This is a genomic window from Microbacterium sp. LS_15, assembly GCF_041954735.1.
Taxonomy (GTDB): domain Bacteria; phylum Actinomycetota; class Actinomycetes; order Actinomycetales; family Microbacteriaceae; genus Microbacterium.
Genome location: NZ_JAVAYD010000010.1, coordinates 17,748 through 33,287, shown reverse-complemented (window position 1 = coordinate 33,287; position 15,540 = coordinate 17,748). Strand labels below are relative to the sequence as shown.

Genomic DNA, 15,540 nt, shown 5'->3' with positions numbered 1-15,540 from the left:
CCACCCCCATCGGGGGCGGGCCGCGGCCACCCCATCGGGGCCGACCGCGGCGCGCTAGAGGCCCAGGCGCTCCAGGTACGGGTTCACGAGCCGGCGCTCCGGGTCGTAGCGCGCGGCGAGCGCGGCGAAATCGTCGAACCGCGGGTAGCGCGACCGCACTTCCGCGCCGTCGAGCGTCGAGACCTTGCCCCAGTGCGGCCTGGCCGTGCCGGGCAGCGCCGCCTCGAGAGTCGGCAGGAACGCGCGCACGGCATCCTCGTCGGGCTTCCAGGTGAAGTGGATGCCGACGGCATCCGTCTCGTACGACGAGCTCAGCCACAGCTCGTCGGCCCTGACCGTGCGGATCTCGTTCACGAGCAGCAGCGGCGCGATCTGTCCCGCGAGCGTGCGCACGACCTGGATCGCCTCGACCGCGTCGGCGCGCGGAACGAGGTACTCGGTCTGGATCTCGGCGCCGGCCGACGGGGTGAACTCGAGCCGGAAGTGCGGCAGGCGGTCGAACCACGGTCCTGGCACGCCGCCCTGCTCGGTGCAGGCGATCGGGTCGACGCCGAGGATCGGATGCCGCTTCGCCGTCGCCGGCTCCGCGTCGAGACGAGAGAACAGGTCGGCCCGCGTGATCTCACGCGCCTCGGGCAGCCGCTGCTTGACCCAGATCTGGTCGGCGACATCGGTGCGCTCCCAGGTCGAGAAGATGCTGACGCTCGTGCCGATCCCGGTCACGTCGTCGAGATCGCGGAGGATCGCATCCCAGGCCGGGTGCTCGAATACGTGCTGCGCGACCTCGTACACGGGCTCGACGTCGAGTGTCACGTCGACCACCGCCCCGAGCGCGCCGAGGCTCACGACAGCGCCGGCGAAATCGTCGTCCCCGCGCTGCAGGGTGCGCACGTCGCCCGCAGGCGTGACGATCGTGAGCGCCCGCACCGCGCTGGCCAGCGACCCGACGGCGTCTCCCGAGCCGTGCGTGCCCGTCGCGACGGCGCCCGCGATGGAGATGTGCGGGAGCGAGGCGAGGTTCGCGAGCGCCAGGCCCTCGGCATCCAGCAGCGGAGCGAGGTCGCCGTACCGCAGCGCGCCGCTCACGCGCACCGCATCGCGGGCGTCGCTCACCTCGAACACGGGGGGCAGCCGGTCGGTCGCGATCAGGATGCCGTCGGTGTCGGCCAGATCCGAGAACGAGTGACGCGAGCCCAACATCCGCACCGCCTCGCCTGCCGTGAGCGCGTCGCGCAACTCGTCGAGCGACGACGGATGCTCGATGCGCGACGCCCGGTAGGTGACGTTGCCTGCCCAGTTGCGTTCGATGCCCATCGGGTCAGGATAACCGTCAGCTCTTCTTCGGGTTCTCGACGAGCGACAGAGGGTCGGCGATGTCCTCGAGGGACTTACCCGCCGCGCTCACGCCGAACACCCCGCACACCACCCCGCCGAAGATCATGATGCCCGCGCCCAGCACGTAGCCCCAGAACAGGGGTCCGCGATCGCCGGTCTCGGCGCTCTGCCCGATCAGCGAGCCGTAGAGCACGGGGGCGATCGCGCCGACCAGCTGACCGATCGAGAACACGTACGAGATGACCTGGCTGCGCAGCTCCAGCGGGAAGATCTCGCTCACGGTCAGGTAGGCCGCCGACGCCCCGGCCGAGGCGAAGAAGAAGGAGGCGCACCAGAACGCGGTGTGCGTGCCCGCGTTCAGCACTCCCGCGTTGAACAGGAACGCGCTGACGAGCAGGATCGACCCGGCGAGGACGTAGGTGAGGAACAGCATCCGCCGGCGTCCCCACGTGTCGAAGAAGTGCCCGAGCACGAGCGCCCCGGCGAGGTTGCCGACCGCGAAGATGATGAAGTACTGCGACGCCGACGCGGGCGGGGTGTCGTAGAAGTTCTCGAGCACCAGCGCATAGGTGAAGAAGATCGCGTTGTAGAGGAACGACTGCGTCACCATCATCGTGATGCCGACGAGCGTCCGCCGCGGGTACTTGCGGAACAGCACCTTCGCGATCACGAGGAACGGCACCTGGCCGTACTCCTTCACCGTGATCGCCTTCGACTCGTCGACGGGCGGGATCTCCTTGCCCTCCCGGCGGATGCGCTCCTCGATGCCGTCGACGTTGCGCTCGGCCTCGCCCTCGCGCCCGTGGGTCATCTGCCAGCGCGGGCTCTCGGGGATGTGCCGCCGCAGCCAGATGATCAGGATGCCGAGAACCGGCCCCAGGAAGAAGCTGAGGCGCCAGCCGAGATCCTGCGGGAGGATGTCGGTGTTCAGGAAGAACAGGTTGGCGACGGCGCCGAGCGCCGCACCGCCCCAGTACGTGCCGTTGATCGCGATGTCGACGCGACCGCGGTACTTCGCCGGGATGATCTCGTCGATCGCCGAGTTGATCGCCGCGTACTCGCCGCCGATGCCGGCCCCCGCGACGAACCGCCAGATGTAGAAGACCCACGGCGCGAACGCGAGACCCGCGACCGCGGAACCCACGAGGTACACCGCGAGGGACAGGATGAAGAGCTTCTTGCGTCCGAGCCGGTCGGTGAGGCGTCCGAACACGAGCGCGCCGAACACCTGTCCGAGCAGGTAGCACGTGCCCGCGAGGCCGACCTCAGCCGGACCCATGCCGAGGGTCGCCGCGTAGCCGTTCGCGGCGACGATCTGCACCTCGAGGCCGTCGAGGATCCACGAGAACCCGAGCCCGACGACGATCATCCAGTGGAATCGTGCCCAGGGCAGCCGGTCCATCCGCGCGGGGACGAGCGACCGGACCTCCTTGACGTTGACATCCGACGCGGACATGGAGCCTCCTTCACACGGGACCCCCTCGGTCCCGGATCAGTGATACTCCTCCGATGCGGGTCGGTGCATCCGCTTGATTCCGAGCGCGCTGAGCGCTAGGCGTCAGCCCTGGACGTGCCTCTCGTCGACGCCGTCGTAGTGCGAGAGCGGACGGATCAGCGCGTTCGCCCCCGCCTGCTCGATGACGTGCGCGGTCCAGCCGGTGACCCGCGCGGCGACGAACAGCGGCGTGAACGTGAGCGTGTCGAAGCCGATGAGGTTGTACGCCGGTCCCGACGGGTAGTCGAGGTTCGGGTAGATGCCCTTCCGCGCGACGAACTCCGACTCGAGGGCGTCGTAGAGCGCGGCGACCTCGGGCTTGTCGTAGTGCGCGACGAGCGTGTCGAGCGCGGCTTTCATGGTCGGCACACGCGAGTCGCCCTTCTTGTACACGCGGTGTCCGAAGCCCATGATCTTGCGCTTCTCGGCGAGCGCCTTGTCGAGCCATGCCTCGACGTTCCCGGCATCCCCGATCTCGTCGAAGATGTGCAGCACGGCTTCGTTCGCGCCGCCGTGCAGCGGTCCCTTGAGGGCGCCGATCGCGCCGACGACCGCCGAGTACAGGTCGCTGAGGGTCGAGGTGATCACGCGCGCGGTGAAGGTCGACGCGTTGAACGAGTGCTCCGCGTACAGGATCATCGAGCGGTTGAAGGCGTCGACGACCACGGGGTCGGGCTCCACGCCGAACGTCATCCAGAGGAAGTTCGAGGAGTAGTCGAGATCGTCGCGCGGCTCGATGATCGCGTGACCGCGACGACGGCGCTGACCGTAGGCGACGATCGCCGGAAGAGCGGCGAAGAGGCGGATGCTGCGCTCGAGGTTCTCCTCCGGGCTGCCGCCCGCGTTCAGCACCGATCCTCCGGCGCCGGGGTCGGAGGCGCCGATGACGCTGACGGCCGTGCGCACCTCGTCCATGGGGTGCGCCTCGAGCGGGATGAGGTCGATCGCCTGCTTGACGTTCTCGGCGAGCGCGCGGTGCGTGCGCTCCTCGTGGCGGAACGCGGCGAGCTCGTCGGGGGTCGGCAGCTCACCGTGCCACAGCAGGTAGGCGACGGCCTCGAACGGCTGGGTGTCGGCCAGCTCCTGCACGGGGTACCCGCGGTAGAGCAGGCTGTTCGTCTCGGGGTTGACCTTCGAGATCGCCGTGGTGTCGACGACGACCCCCGCGAGGCCCTTCCTGATGTCCGGTTCGCTCATGCTCACTCCTTCGTGATGGTGAAGTTGAAGACCCCGGAGTCGAAGTGGTTGTACGACTCGTAGTCGATCAGGTCGTAGAGATCGGCGCGGTGCTGCATCTCGCCGAGCTTCGAGGTCAGGTGCCCCTCGTCGTTCAGCGTATCGAGAGCGCGGCCCGCCGCGCCCATCGCGATGCGCAGCAGCGAGACCGGCCAGATCACCATGCTCACCCCTGCCGCTTGCAGCTGCGTCGTCGAGAACAGGTCGCTCTTGCCGAACTCGGTCATGTTGGCGAGGATCGGCACGTCGAGCGCGTTCGCCATGGCCTCGAACTCGGAGAGGTCGCGCATCGCCTCGGGGAAGACCGCGTCGGCCCCGGCATCCACCAGCGCCTTGGCGCGATCGATCGCGGCATCCAGTCCGTCGATGGCGCGGATGTCGGTGCGCGCCATGATGAGGAAGTTCTCGTCGCGGCGCGCATCGGCGGCGGCGCGGATGCGTCTGATCGCCGTGTTCTCGTCGACCACGCTCTTGCCGTCGAGGTGGCCGCAGCGCTTGGGGTTGATCTGGTCCTCGATGTGCGTGCCTGCGAGCCCGGCGTCTTCGAGCTCCTGGATCGTGCGCGCCACGTTCATCGGCTCGCCGAAGCCGGTGTCGGCGTCGACGATCGCGGGGATCTCGGTCATGCGGGCGATCTGCTTCGCGCGTCCGGCGACCTCGGTCAGCGTCGTGAGACCGATGTCGGGCAGGCCCAGGTCGGCAGACAGCACAGCGCCCGAGATGTAGACGCCGTCGAAACCCTTCTGCTCGACGAGCTTGGCGCTCAGCGGGTTGAAGGCGCCGGGGAAGCGCAGCAGCTCGCCGCTCGCGAGGCGCTCACGGAACAGCCGCCGCTTCTCGGCGGGCGTCGTCGTGGAGTACAGCATCAGAACAGCCCCTTCGGCGCCTCGGCGGCGTCGAGCAGCCCGGGCTTCGCGATGATCGACAGCTCGCCGACCTCGGCCGCGGTGAGTTCGGGCAGACGCTGGACGAGCTCGAGGAAGCGCTCGATCTCGGCGGCCTCGAGCACGGGCTCGGCGAGCAGCCGGAACTTCGCGATGTAGTTCTCGCGTGAGAAGGGGCGCGCGCCCAGGGGGTGCGCGTCGGCGACGGCGATCTCGTCGACCACGGTCGTGCCGTCGGCGAGGCGGAACTCCACGCGGCCGCCGAAGGCCTTCACGTCGGGGTCCTCCGAGTGGTAGCGACGCGTCCACTCGGCATCCTCGGCGGTGGTGATCTTGTGCCACAGCGCGACCGTGTCGGCGCGGCCGGCCCGCTCGGGCGTGTAGGAGTCGACGTGGTGCCAGCCGCCGTCCTGCAGGGCCACGGCGAAGATGTAGGGGATCGAGTGGTCGAGGGTCTCGCGAGAGGCGGTGGGGTCGTACTTCTGCGGGTCGCCGGCCCCCGAGCCGATCACGTTGTGGGTGTGGTGGCTGGTGTGCAGCACGACAGACTCGATGTTCGCGGGGTCACGCAGCGCCGGGTTCGCGGTGCCGAGACGACGCGCGAGGTCGATCCACGCCTGGGCCTGGTACTCCGCCGAGTGCTCCTTCGTGTACGAGTCGAGGATCGCGCGCTTCGCTTCGCCGGATGCCGGGAGCGGCACCTCGTACGCGGCATCCTTGCCGTCGAGCATCCACGCGATCACGCCGTCCTCGCCCTCGTAGATCGGGGCGGGGCTGGTCTGGCCGCGCATCGCACGGTCGACCGCTTCGACCGCCATCTTGCCCGCGAAGGCGGGGGCGTGCGCCTTCCAGGTCGAGATCTCGCCCTTGCGGCTCTGCCGGGTCGCCGTGGTCGTGTGCAGCGCCTGCCCGACCGCCTGATAGATGGTCTCGACGTCGAGTCCGAGGAGGCTCCCGATGCCGGCGGCGGCCGACGGCCCGAGGTGTGCCACGTGGTCGATCTTGTGCTTGTGCAGGCAGATCGCTCGCACGAGGTCCATCTGGATCTCGTACCCGGTCGCGATCGCGCGCACGAGCGCCCGACCGTCGGATCCGACGTGCTGGGCGACGGCGACGATGGGCGGGATGTTGTCGCCGGGGTGCGAGTACTCCGCCGCGAGGAAGGTGTCGTGGTAGTCGAGCTCGCGCACGGCCACACCGTTCGCCCAGGCCGCCCACTCGGGGCTCGTGCGGTGGTCGAGCGCCGCCCCGAACACGGTCGCGCCCGCCCCGCCGGACGACACGGGGTGGCTGAACGCCTGCGCACGGGCCGCGGTGATCGGACCGCGCGTGAGGGATGCCGCGGCCACCGACGCGTTGTCGATGATGCGGTTGATGATCATGTCGACGACCGGCTGCTCGACCTCGACGGGGTCGGCGGCCACCTCGGCGATCTTCCAGGAGAGCTGGTCGGAGCGTTCGAGGTTCTCGTCGCTGCGGTGGACGCGGACGTGGTGCGTGACGGTCATGGTTGCCTTTCCGTGGTCGTTGAGCGGGCGGCGTCCCCGCTCGTCGTCGCGCGGGCGGAGCGAGGCGGAACGCCCCGATCCCCGTGCGGCAGCGATTCGAGGATCCCCGCGAGGGCGTTGTGCAGGTGCACGTGCGTGGCGTGCGCGGCGAGGTCCCCGTCGCGCACCGCGAGCGCCTCGGCGATGGTGCGGTGCTCGGCGGCCGAGGCGGCGAGCCGTGCGGGCTTGTCCTTCGCCATGCGGCGCACGCGCACGAGGTGGGTGCGCACGGTGCGCAGCGCTGACGCGATGTAGTCGTTGGCGACGGCTCCGTCGAGGGCGGCGTCGAAGCGGGCGATGAGCGCGTAGTAGTCGTCGCGTCCCGCCGGAGCGTCGAGCTCGACCTGCGCGAACTCCTGCGCGAGGGCGGCGAAGAGCTCGGCGTCCCCGCGTCGCGCTGCGATGCGTGCGGAGGTCTCCTCCAGCGCCCGACGCATCTCGAACAGCGCGCGGATGTCGGACGCATCGAGGTCGGCGACGACGGTCACGCGCGGCGACTGCTGCACGACGAGCCCGTCGGAGGCGAGTCGGCGGAGCGCCTCTCGCAACGGCGTGCGGCTCACGCCGAGACGCGCGGCCTGCTCGACCTCGCCGAGCACGGATCCCGCCGGGAGCGCCCCGGACTGGATCTCGTCGAGCAGCGTCGCGTAGGCACGCTCGCTCGCGCTGACACGATCGACCGGGACCACAGACATGCCCTCAGTGTATACACAAAGCGCCACGAGCGGCTCAGAATGCCACGCACGCGCGTCTCACGTATACACACGCCCCACGCGCCCGCTCCCCCGCAGTAGGCGCCTCGTGCCGCTATCTCTCGCGGAGTCCGGCAGCAGGTGCCAGCCGGGCGGAAGGTGAAGCCCCGTCCGCGCGTGCCGGCGCGGGCTCCCCCAGCTTGACGATCACGACGCCGACCAGCACGAGCGCTCCGCCCATGGCCTGCAGCAGATCGGGGAGCTGTCCGAGCAGCAGCCAGCCGAACAGCAGCGCGGCCACGACCTCCGACAGGGCGACGAATGAGGCGAGGCGCGAGCCCAGCATCCTGGTCGATGCGATGCCGAGCAGGTAGGCGAGCGCGGTCGCGATGAGGCCGATCGCGAGCACCGGGACGAACCACGGCACGGTGCCGAACCGGTAGGTGATGTCGTCGGTCCTCCCGGCGAGGGGAAGAATGCCGACGGCACCGGCGACCGTGAGGCCGACCGCTCCGAGCAGCAGCCCTCCGCCGGCGAGCGCGATCGGCGGCAGCCCGGTGTCGGCTCTCGCCGAGAGCAGGAAGTAGCTCGCCGCGCCGACCATCGCGGCGAGCGCCCAGAGGATGCCGGGCACGTTGACCTCGGCGCCCGTGACGATGTCGAGCATGAGGACGAGTCCGACGAAGGCGATCACGGCTCCGATCACGCTGCGCCGGCTGGGCTTCTCGCCACGGCGCAGCCACAGCCAGAGGATGACGGCGATCGGTGCCGTGTACTCGATGAGCAGGGCGATGCCGACGTCCATGACGGCGACGGCCTGGAAGTAGCAGAGCTGTGTCGCCGCGACGGCGAGGAGCCCGTAGGCGGCGACCATCCCGGCGTTCTTGCGCAGTGCGCCCCATCTCCCGCGGAGCGACAGGACCGCGGGGATCAGCAGCACGAGCGCGGCGACCCAGACGCGCACGGTGACGGCCGCACCCGGTGACCATCCTGCGTCGATGAGCCCGCGCGCCCAGGCGCCGGACATGCCGAACGAGAACGCGGCAGCGATCGCCAGCGGCAGGCCGAGGCGCACGCCCGCGACGCTCCGGTCATCGGTCACAGGGCTCATGAGAAGTGACGCTACTCGCGCACGGAGTAAGGTGTCAACATGATCTTCACCAATGACACCGAAGAGGCGCTCCGCGCAGCCGTCTGGCTCGTCAACTCGGCCGAAGACCCCGAGACACTGGAGACCCTCGACGACGAGCACCGCTTCCTCGCCGAGTTCCCCTACTCCGGCAGGCTCGATCGCGACGACGCCGAGCTCGCCGCGCTCCGCGGCATCCGTCCTCGCCTCCGCTCCATGCTGCTCGCGCCCCGCGACGACATGGCCGAGCACGTGAACGCCGCCCTCGCGGAGGCGCGCCTCACTCCGCGCCTCGTGCGCCACGACGAGACCGACTGGCACCTGCATGCGGTCGCCGACGACCGACCCCTGCCCGAACGCGTGCTCATCGAGACCGCGATGGCGCTGATCGACGTCATCCGTGCCGACGAGGGCTCGCGCATCTCGATCTGCGACGACGACACGTGCGCGGCGCTCGCCCTCGACCTCTCCCGCAACCGGTCCAAGCGCTTCTGCTCGCCGACGTGCACGAACCGCAACGCCGTCGCCGCCTACCGAGCGCGGCGGGCGGGCGCTGCTTCTGCTCCGAGAACAGGATCGTCTCCCGAGATCAGGAGGATCCCGGACGCATCGTCCTGATCTCGGGCACTCCTCCTGATCTGCTCGGCCCAGGCGAACACTGGCGGCCGCGCGATAGCGTCGATGCATCATGCCTGCGCCCTACGACTCCTGGTTCCCGGATGCCGCATTCGACGGCACCTACGGCTTCGACGAGCACGCACTGCGGCAGGTTGCCCCCGTCGCGCCGCCGACCGGCCTCGCCGAGATGTGGGGCCGCTGGCGAGCGGAGGCGAGGACGGTGGATGCCGCGCCGCGCACCCTCTCGACTACGACGGTCGACGGGCGCAGCGTGGCTCTCGTCGAGCACGCCGGCGCCGACGGCATCCGCTTACGATCCTGGGTCGTGGGGCCCGCGTCCGCATCGGCGCGCGTGGGTATCGTGCACTCGCACGGCTACGGCGGCCGCGACGCGATCGACCTCGCCCGGGTGCCGGACGACGCTGCCGCGATCTTCCCCGTGGCGCGGGGACTCCCGACGCTGAACGCCGGCGTCGGCGCTCCCGAGCCCGTGGAGCAGCACGTGCTCGCGGGCCTCGACGACCCCGACCGATACGTCCTCGGCCTGTGCGCGCGCGACCTGTGGCTCGCGGCCGACACGCTTCTCGCCCTCGTCGGAGACCTGCCGCTGTACTACGTCGGGGAGAGCTTCGGCGGCGGTATCGGCGCGCTCGGCATCCCGTGGGACGACCGCTACGTGGGTGCGACGCTCATCGTGCCGAGCTTCGGGCAGTACGACGAACGCCTGGCCGTGCCGTGCCTGGGCAGCGGCGAGGTCGTGCGCGTGCACGTCGCCGAGCATCCGGGGGCGCGCGAGCAGCTGCGTCCGTTCGACGCGTCGAGCACGCTGGGGTTCGCCGACATCCCGGTGCGGGTCGAGGCCGCGCTGTGGGACCAGTACGTGCCGCCGCCCGGCCAGTTCGGCGTCGCGAACGCCGCGCGAGACCTCGAGCTCGCCGTGCTTCCCGCGGGGCACGCCGAGTACCCGGGGTGGGATGCCGTCACGGCCGACGCCGTCCGCGGCGGACGCGCCCATCTCGCGAAGGCCCTGCGCGCGGCATCCTGACGGAATCCACACACCTGCGCTCTCATCCCCGCGCAGATGAGCGGTGGACACCACTTGTCATTACAGGTACACTCGACCTGTCATTACAGGCTGCGATGCACTGCAGCATCCGCAACGAGGAGCACCGATGCCCGAGTTCCACACCCCTCCGATCTCGCCGATGGCGATCGCCTTCGACGCCGAGAAGCTCACGCTCTCGCCGGAGGGACCGACGCTCACGCGTCGCATGTCCGACCTCGAGGGCCTGTTCCTCGACGCGGACGCCTGGGCGTCGTCCTCGGCGGGCGACAACCCCGTCGTCTACACCGTCGTCAGCTCGCCCGTGCCCGAGATCGACCGCGAGCTCCCGCAGTCGATCACGACGATCATGCCCGGTGACACCTCCGGCGAGCTCTGGATGACGAAGGGGCACCAGCACCCCGACCACCAGGGCGAGATCTACCTCGCCCTGAAGGGACGCGGCGGACTCCTCATGTTCGACGGCGAGCGCACCGAATGGCTCGACATGCTCCCCGGCACGATCGGCTACATCCCGCCCGGCTGGGCGCATCGCTCGGTGAACACGGGCGACGAGCCCTACGCGTTCCTCGCGGTCTACCCTGGTGGCGCCGGCCACGACTACGGATGGGTGCTCGAGCACGGCATGGGCTCCCGCGCCTACCGTGCGACCGACGGCGTCGACCTGCGCCCGTACGCCGGTACCGACGCCGCAGCGCCCGAACCGGCTGCCACCCCCGAGACCGCCGAATAGGCTCCGGGCATGATCATCGCTCACGACCTGGGCACCACGGGCGACAAGGCCTCGCTGCACCACGACGACGGACGCCTCGTGACGGCGGTCACCGTCCCGTACCCCGCGCACTTCGCGGCGGGCGGCATCGCCGAGCAGGACCCGGCGGACTGGTGGGGCGCGGTCGTCGATGCCACACGACAGCTGATCGCGAAGGCCGACGTCTCCCCCGACGCGGTCGTCGGTCTCGTCGTGAGCGGCCAGATGATGGGCACGGTGCTGCTCGATGCGCACGGCGAGCCCGTGCGTCCGGCGATCATCTGGGCAGACACCCGTTCGGGCGCGCAGACCCGCGCGCTCGAAGAGCGCCTCGGCGCCGAGGCCGCCTATCGCGTGCTCGGCCACCGCCTCAACCCGACCTACTCGCTCGAGAAGATCATGTGGGTGCGCGACCACGAGCCCGACATCTGGGCGCGGGTGCGTCACTTCTGCGTCGCGAAGGACTACATCGTCTACCGGCTCACCGGCCGCCTGGCCACCGAGCGCTCCGACGCCTCCGGCACCAACGCCTACGACCAGCTCTCCGGCACGTGGTCGGCCGACCTGCTCGCCGCGGCCGGCCTCGACCCTGCGCTGTTCCCCGAGATCCTCGAATCGACGAGCGTGGCGGGTGCGCTCACCGCCGAGGCGGCCGGCGCCCTCGGACTCCCCCGCACCGTCCGGGTCGTGATGGGCGGCGGCGACGGCCCGCTCGCGGCAGTCGGCTCGGGCGTCGTCGCCCCCGAGGACGGCGCGTACGTCTGCCTCGGGACCTCGTCGTGGATCTCGTTCGCGAGCCCCGCCCCGCTGCACGATCCGCTCATGCGCACCATGACCTTCGACAACGTCGTGCCCGGATCGTTCGTGCCGACCGCGACCATGCAGGCCGGCGGGGCATCCGTGCAGTGGATCGCGGAGGCCCTCTCGCCCGACCCCGCTCGCCCCGAGACCGCCCGGCTCACCGCCGACGCCGGCGGCGACCTCGACACCGAGGACCTCTACTTCCTCCCCTACCTGCTCGGCGAGCGGTCGCCGCTCTGGGATCCGTCGGCCCGCGGCGCGTTCGTCGGCATCGGCCGCCACCACACGAGGGCGCACCTCACCCGCGCCGTGCTCGAGGGCGTCGCGTTCAACCTCCTCACCTGCATCCACGCGTTCCGCGAGTCGGGGGCAGAGATCGACCGCATCGACGCGGTCGGAGGCGGCGCGCAGAGCGACGTGTGGCTCGGCATCCTCGCCGACGTCTGGGGCGTCCCGGTCCGCCGCCGCACGATCGTCGAGGAGGCCAACAGCCTGGGCGCCGCCGTGACCGGCGCCGTCGGACTCGGCCTCGCCGACTTCTCGGCCGCCCGCGCGCTGAGCGAGGTCACGGCGGAGTTCGCTCCGGATGCCGGGCGCCACGCCGTCTACACCCAGCGCCACGCCCGGTTCACCGCCGCGTACGACGCGCTCGCGCCGTGGTTCGCCGCCGCCCCGTCGGCCGGGAGCGTCTGATGGGCGTGATCCTGGCCACCAGCAGGTCGTTCTCGGACGGCGACCTCGACCTCGTCGCGCGCGCCAGGGATGCCGGGCACCAGATCGTGCGCGGACCCGCCCACCACGGACTCACCGAGCTCGGCCCGCTGCTCGCCGCAGCCGACGGCTGGATCGCCGGCACCGGCCCGGTCACCGACGCGCACCTCGACGCGGCACCGAACCTCAAGGTCATCGCGCGGTACGGCGTGGGCACCGAGGCGGTCGACATCGCCGCGGCCGAGCGACGCGGCATCCCGGTGACGAACACCCCCGGTGCGAACGCGGATGCCGTCGCCGACCACGCCGTGGGGCTCATGCTCGCCGCGCTCCGCTGCATCTCCGACGGCGACCGACGGGTGCGCCGGGGCGACTGGAGCGTCCGCCGCGGACGCGAGCTGGGCGCCGCGACGGTCGGGATCGTCGGCTTCGGTCGCATCGGCCAGGGCGTCGCCCGTCGCCTGACCGGCTTCGGCTGCGCGGTGCTCGCCGCCGACCCGTTCCTCGCGCCCGAACGCATCGTCGCACTCGGCACGGTGCCGATCGGGCTCGACGACCTGTTCCGCACGGCCGACGTCATCACCCTGCACGCCCCGGGCGGGCAGACGCTCGTGGATGCGGCGCGGCTCGACGGCCTCCGTCCGGGCACCGTGCTGGTGAACACCGCTCGTCCGGATCTCATCGACGAGGATGCCGTGGCCGCAGCGCTCCACGACGGGCGCCTCGGCGCGTATGCGGCCGACACCCTGTCCGGCGACACGGCTGCGAGCGACAGCCCCCTCCTGGCCGCCGACCTGGCCGAGCGCGTCACCGTCACCCCGCACCTCGGCGCGCAGACCACGCAGGCCGTCGACAACATGGGCTCGATGTCCCTCGACGACGTCCTCGCCGTCCTCGCGGGCTCGACGCCCGCCCACCTCGTCTCCTCCCGACCCTGAAGGGCCCGACCATGACCATCACCGAGAACGCCACCACGACCGGCGGCTATATGGGCTTCGTCGGCGTGAGCACCGGCTCGTCGTCGATCATGCAGGTGTTCCCCCGATGGGCTGAGGTGCTGGGGCTGCCCACCACCGAACTCGTCGGACACGACCTCCCGATGGACGCCGGGCCCGCCCAGTACCGGGCCATGGTCGAGCAGATCCGCGACGACCCCCACCACCGCGGGGCCCTCGTGACGACCCACAAGATGAACGTGTTCACCGCGGCATCCGACCTGTTCGACGAGCTCGACCCGTTCGCGGTGTCGTGCGCCGAGATCTCGAGCATCTCGAAGCGCGGCGACCGTCTGATCGGCCGCGCGAAGGACCCGATCACGGTCGACCTGGCGCTGAACGACTTCCTGCCCGCCGACCACTTCGCTCGCACGGGGGCCGAGGTCGTCATCCTCGGCGCCGGCGGATCGGGCACCGCCCTCAGCTGGGCGCTCGCCGAACGGGACGACGCTCCGACGAAGGTGACCGTGACCGCGCGCGACGACGGCAAGCTCACGCATCTGCGCGACGTGCACCGACAGCACAGCACGCGCGACGGGTTCATCGAGTACGTGCGCACCGACACGGTCGAGCAGGCGGCTGCCCTCGTCGCCGCCGCCCCGGCCGGATCGCTCATCGTGAACGCGACGGGTCTCGGCAAGGACCGCCCCGGCTCACCCCTGCCCGACGACGTCGTCTTCCCCGAGGACGCCTGGGTCTGGGAGTTCAACTACCGCGGGTCGCTGGAGTTCCTGCATCAGGCCCGTGCTCAGGAGGCCGCGCGCGGACTGCACGTGGTCGACGGGTGGCGCTACTTCATCCACGGCTGGTCGCAGGTGGTCGCCGACGTCTTCGAGCTCGACCTCACCCCCGAGATCGTCGAGCGTCTCGCCGAGGCGGCGGAGTCGGCACGGCGATGATCCGCACCGTCCTCGGCGACGTCGATCCGACCGAGCTCGGGCCGACGAACTATCACGAGCACCTGTTCCAGGTCTCGCCGCTGCTGCCGGGCGACGAGCTCGACGACGAGGAGCGCTCGGGCGCCGAGGCGGCGATGCTGCACGACAGCGGCTTCGCGGCGATGGTCGACGCCACGCCGTTCGGCCTCGGTCGCGACCCCGGCGCGCTCGCACGGATCAGCGCGTCGACCGGACTGCGCATCGTCGCCACGACCGGACGCCACCGCGAGGCCCATTACGCCGCCGACCACCCGACGCGATCGACGGATGCCGAGACGCTCGCCGCGCGGTTCATCCGCGAGATCGGCGACGGGATGCCGCTGGCCGACGGCGACCCCGACGGGGAGCGCGCGAGCGGCCCCGACGGCTCCCCCGTGCGCGCCGGACTGCTCAAGGGCGGCATCGACTACTGGCGCATCAGCGGGTTCGAGCACACGACGCTGCTCGCCCTCGCCGCAGCGCATCGTGCCACGGGCGCCGCGATCATGGTGCACCTGGAGTTCTGCACCGCCGCGCACGAGGTCCTCGACCTGCTCGCCGCCGAGGGGGTCTCGGCCGACCGCATCGTGCTGGCGCACGCCGACCGCGACCCCGACCCCGGTCTGCACGCCTCCCTCGCAGAGCGCGGCGCCTACCTCGGGTACGACGGGTTCGCGCGGCCGCGCACACGATCGGATGCGGAGCTGCTCACGCTCACCGCGGACGTGGTGTCGCGCGGGGCCGGCGACCGCGTGCTGCTGGGCGGCGATGTCGCCCGCGCGACCCGATACGTGTCCTACGGCGGCATGCCAGGGCTCGCCTACCTGGGCGAGCGCTACCTGCCCCGGCTGCGTGCCGAGGTCGGCGACGACGCCGTAGACCGGATGCTCGTCGCCAACCCCGCCCGCCTCCTCGCCCTGACCTGAAGGAGCCCCGCATGTCCGCACCGACCATCCTCCACGCCACGTTCACCGCACGCCCGGGTGAGGGTGACCGCGTCGCGACGCTGCTCGCCGAATTCGCGGAGCACGTGCGGGCCGAGGAGGGCAACGTCGTGTTCGACGCGACCCGCCTCGTCGACGACCCCGACCGCTTCTTCGTGTACGAGGTGTACCGCGACGAGGCCGCGTTCCAGGCGCACCTCTCGTCCCCCGCCGGCGTCCCGTTCAACGCGGCGCTGCAAGACCTCATCGTCGAGCCGTCGTCGCAGCTCACGTTCCTGCGCCGCATCTGACGACATCCCTCTCCTCCGCGAACCACCCCTCTCCCCCGAGCCACCCCTCTGCATGCACGACGCAGAGGGGTGGCTCTCGCGAAAGGGGGTGGCTCGCGCGAGGCGGAGCGACGCGGACACGGGAAAAGGGCC

General features: G+C 71.0%; 15 protein-coding genes. 8 read left to right on the top strand and 7 right to left on the bottom strand.

What is annotated here, in order from left to right:
• Positions 1-54 precede the first annotated feature (54 nt).
• From RAC69_RS12720 to RAC69_RS12690, 7 genes are all read right to left on the bottom strand, one after another.
• Positions 55-1,314, bottom strand: coding sequence for an FAD-binding protein (locus tag RAC69_RS12720; protein WP_375087125.1), 1,260 nt, complete (start codon positions 1,312-1,314; stop codon positions 55-57).
• Positions 1,315-1,330: 16 nt separating this feature from the next.
• Complete coding sequence (locus tag RAC69_RS12715) at positions 1,331-2,791, bottom strand: MFS transporter (protein WP_375087124.1); 1,461 nt, start codon at positions 2,789-2,791, stop codon at positions 1,331-1,333.
• Between the two features lie 102 nt (positions 2,792-2,893).
• Positions 2,894-4,027, bottom strand: a complete 1,134-nt coding sequence (locus RAC69_RS12710) for a bifunctional 2-methylcitrate synthase/citrate synthase (protein WP_375087123.1) — start codon at positions 4,025-4,027, stop codon at positions 2,894-2,896.
• A gap of 2 nt (positions 4,028-4,029) precedes the next feature.
• On the bottom strand, positions 4,030-4,932 hold the full coding sequence (gene prpB / locus RAC69_RS12705) for a methylisocitrate lyase (protein ID WP_341933282.1): 903 nt from the start codon (positions 4,930-4,932) through the stop codon (positions 4,030-4,032).
• Entirely contained in the window at positions 4,932-6,458 is a 1,527-nt protein-coding gene (locus RAC69_RS12700) for an MmgE/PrpD family protein (protein ID WP_375087122.1), read from the bottom strand. Before RAC69_RS12700 ends, prpB begins: the two co-directional genes overlap by 1 nt.
• Positions 6,455-7,192, bottom strand: a complete 738-nt coding sequence (locus RAC69_RS12695; protein ID WP_375087121.1) for a GntR family transcriptional regulator — start codon at positions 7,190-7,192, stop codon at positions 6,455-6,457. The genes RAC69_RS12700 and RAC69_RS12695 overlap by 4 nt, the downstream gene beginning before the upstream one ends.
• 112 nt (positions 7,193-7,304) lie before the next feature.
• Positions 7,305-8,300: a DMT family transporter gene (locus tag RAC69_RS12690; RefSeq protein ID WP_375087120.1), complete on the bottom strand. Its 996-nt coding sequence runs from the start codon at positions 8,298-8,300 to the stop codon at positions 7,305-7,307.
• Between the two features lie 39 nt (positions 8,301-8,339).
• On the opposite strand from RAC69_RS12690, the gene RAC69_RS12685 reads away from it, so the two are divergent.
• From RAC69_RS12685 to RAC69_RS12650, 8 genes are all read left to right on the top strand, one after another.
• A complete protein-coding gene (locus RAC69_RS12685) occupies positions 8,340-8,936 on the top strand; it encodes a CGNR zinc finger domain-containing protein (protein ID WP_375087119.1) in 597 nt (198 codons plus the stop codon).
• 70 nt (positions 8,937-9,006) lie between these two features.
• Positions 9,007-9,981: an acetylesterase gene (locus RAC69_RS12680; RefSeq protein WP_375087118.1), complete on the top strand. Its 975-nt coding sequence runs from the start codon at positions 9,007-9,009 to the stop codon at positions 9,979-9,981.
• Positions 9,982-10,108: 127 nt separating this feature from the next.
• Positions 10,109-10,732 (top strand): glucose-6-phosphate isomerase family protein, encoded by a 624-nt coding sequence (locus RAC69_RS12675; RefSeq protein WP_375087117.1) that lies wholly within the window; start codon positions 10,109-10,111, stop codon positions 10,730-10,732.
• A gap of 9 nt (positions 10,733-10,741) precedes the next feature.
• Positions 10,742-12,244, top strand: a complete 1,503-nt coding sequence (gene xylB / locus RAC69_RS12670; RefSeq protein WP_375087116.1) for a xylulokinase — start codon at positions 10,742-10,744, stop codon at positions 12,242-12,244.
• On the top strand, positions 12,244-13,200 hold the full coding sequence (locus RAC69_RS12665) for an NAD(P)-dependent oxidoreductase (protein ID WP_375087115.1): 957 nt from the start codon (positions 12,244-12,246) through the stop codon (positions 13,198-13,200). Before xylB ends, RAC69_RS12665 begins: the two co-directional genes overlap by 1 nt.
• 11 nt (positions 13,201-13,211) lie before the next feature.
• Complete coding sequence (locus tag RAC69_RS12660) at positions 13,212-14,156, top strand: shikimate dehydrogenase family protein (RefSeq protein ID WP_375087114.1); 945 nt, start codon at positions 13,212-13,214, stop codon at positions 14,154-14,156.
• Positions 14,153-15,100, top strand: coding sequence for a phosphotriesterase (locus RAC69_RS12655; RefSeq protein ID WP_375087113.1), 948 nt, complete (start codon positions 14,153-14,155; stop codon positions 15,098-15,100). The genes RAC69_RS12660 and RAC69_RS12655 overlap by 4 nt, the downstream gene beginning before the upstream one ends.
• An 11-nt stretch (positions 15,101-15,111) precedes the next feature.
• Positions 15,112-15,408 carry a putative quinol monooxygenase gene (locus tag RAC69_RS12650; RefSeq protein WP_375087112.1) on the top strand — a complete coding sequence of 99 codons (297 nt, stop codon included), beginning with the start codon at positions 15,112-15,114 and terminating at the stop codon, positions 15,406-15,408.
• Positions 15,409-15,540: the final 132 nt, after the last annotated feature.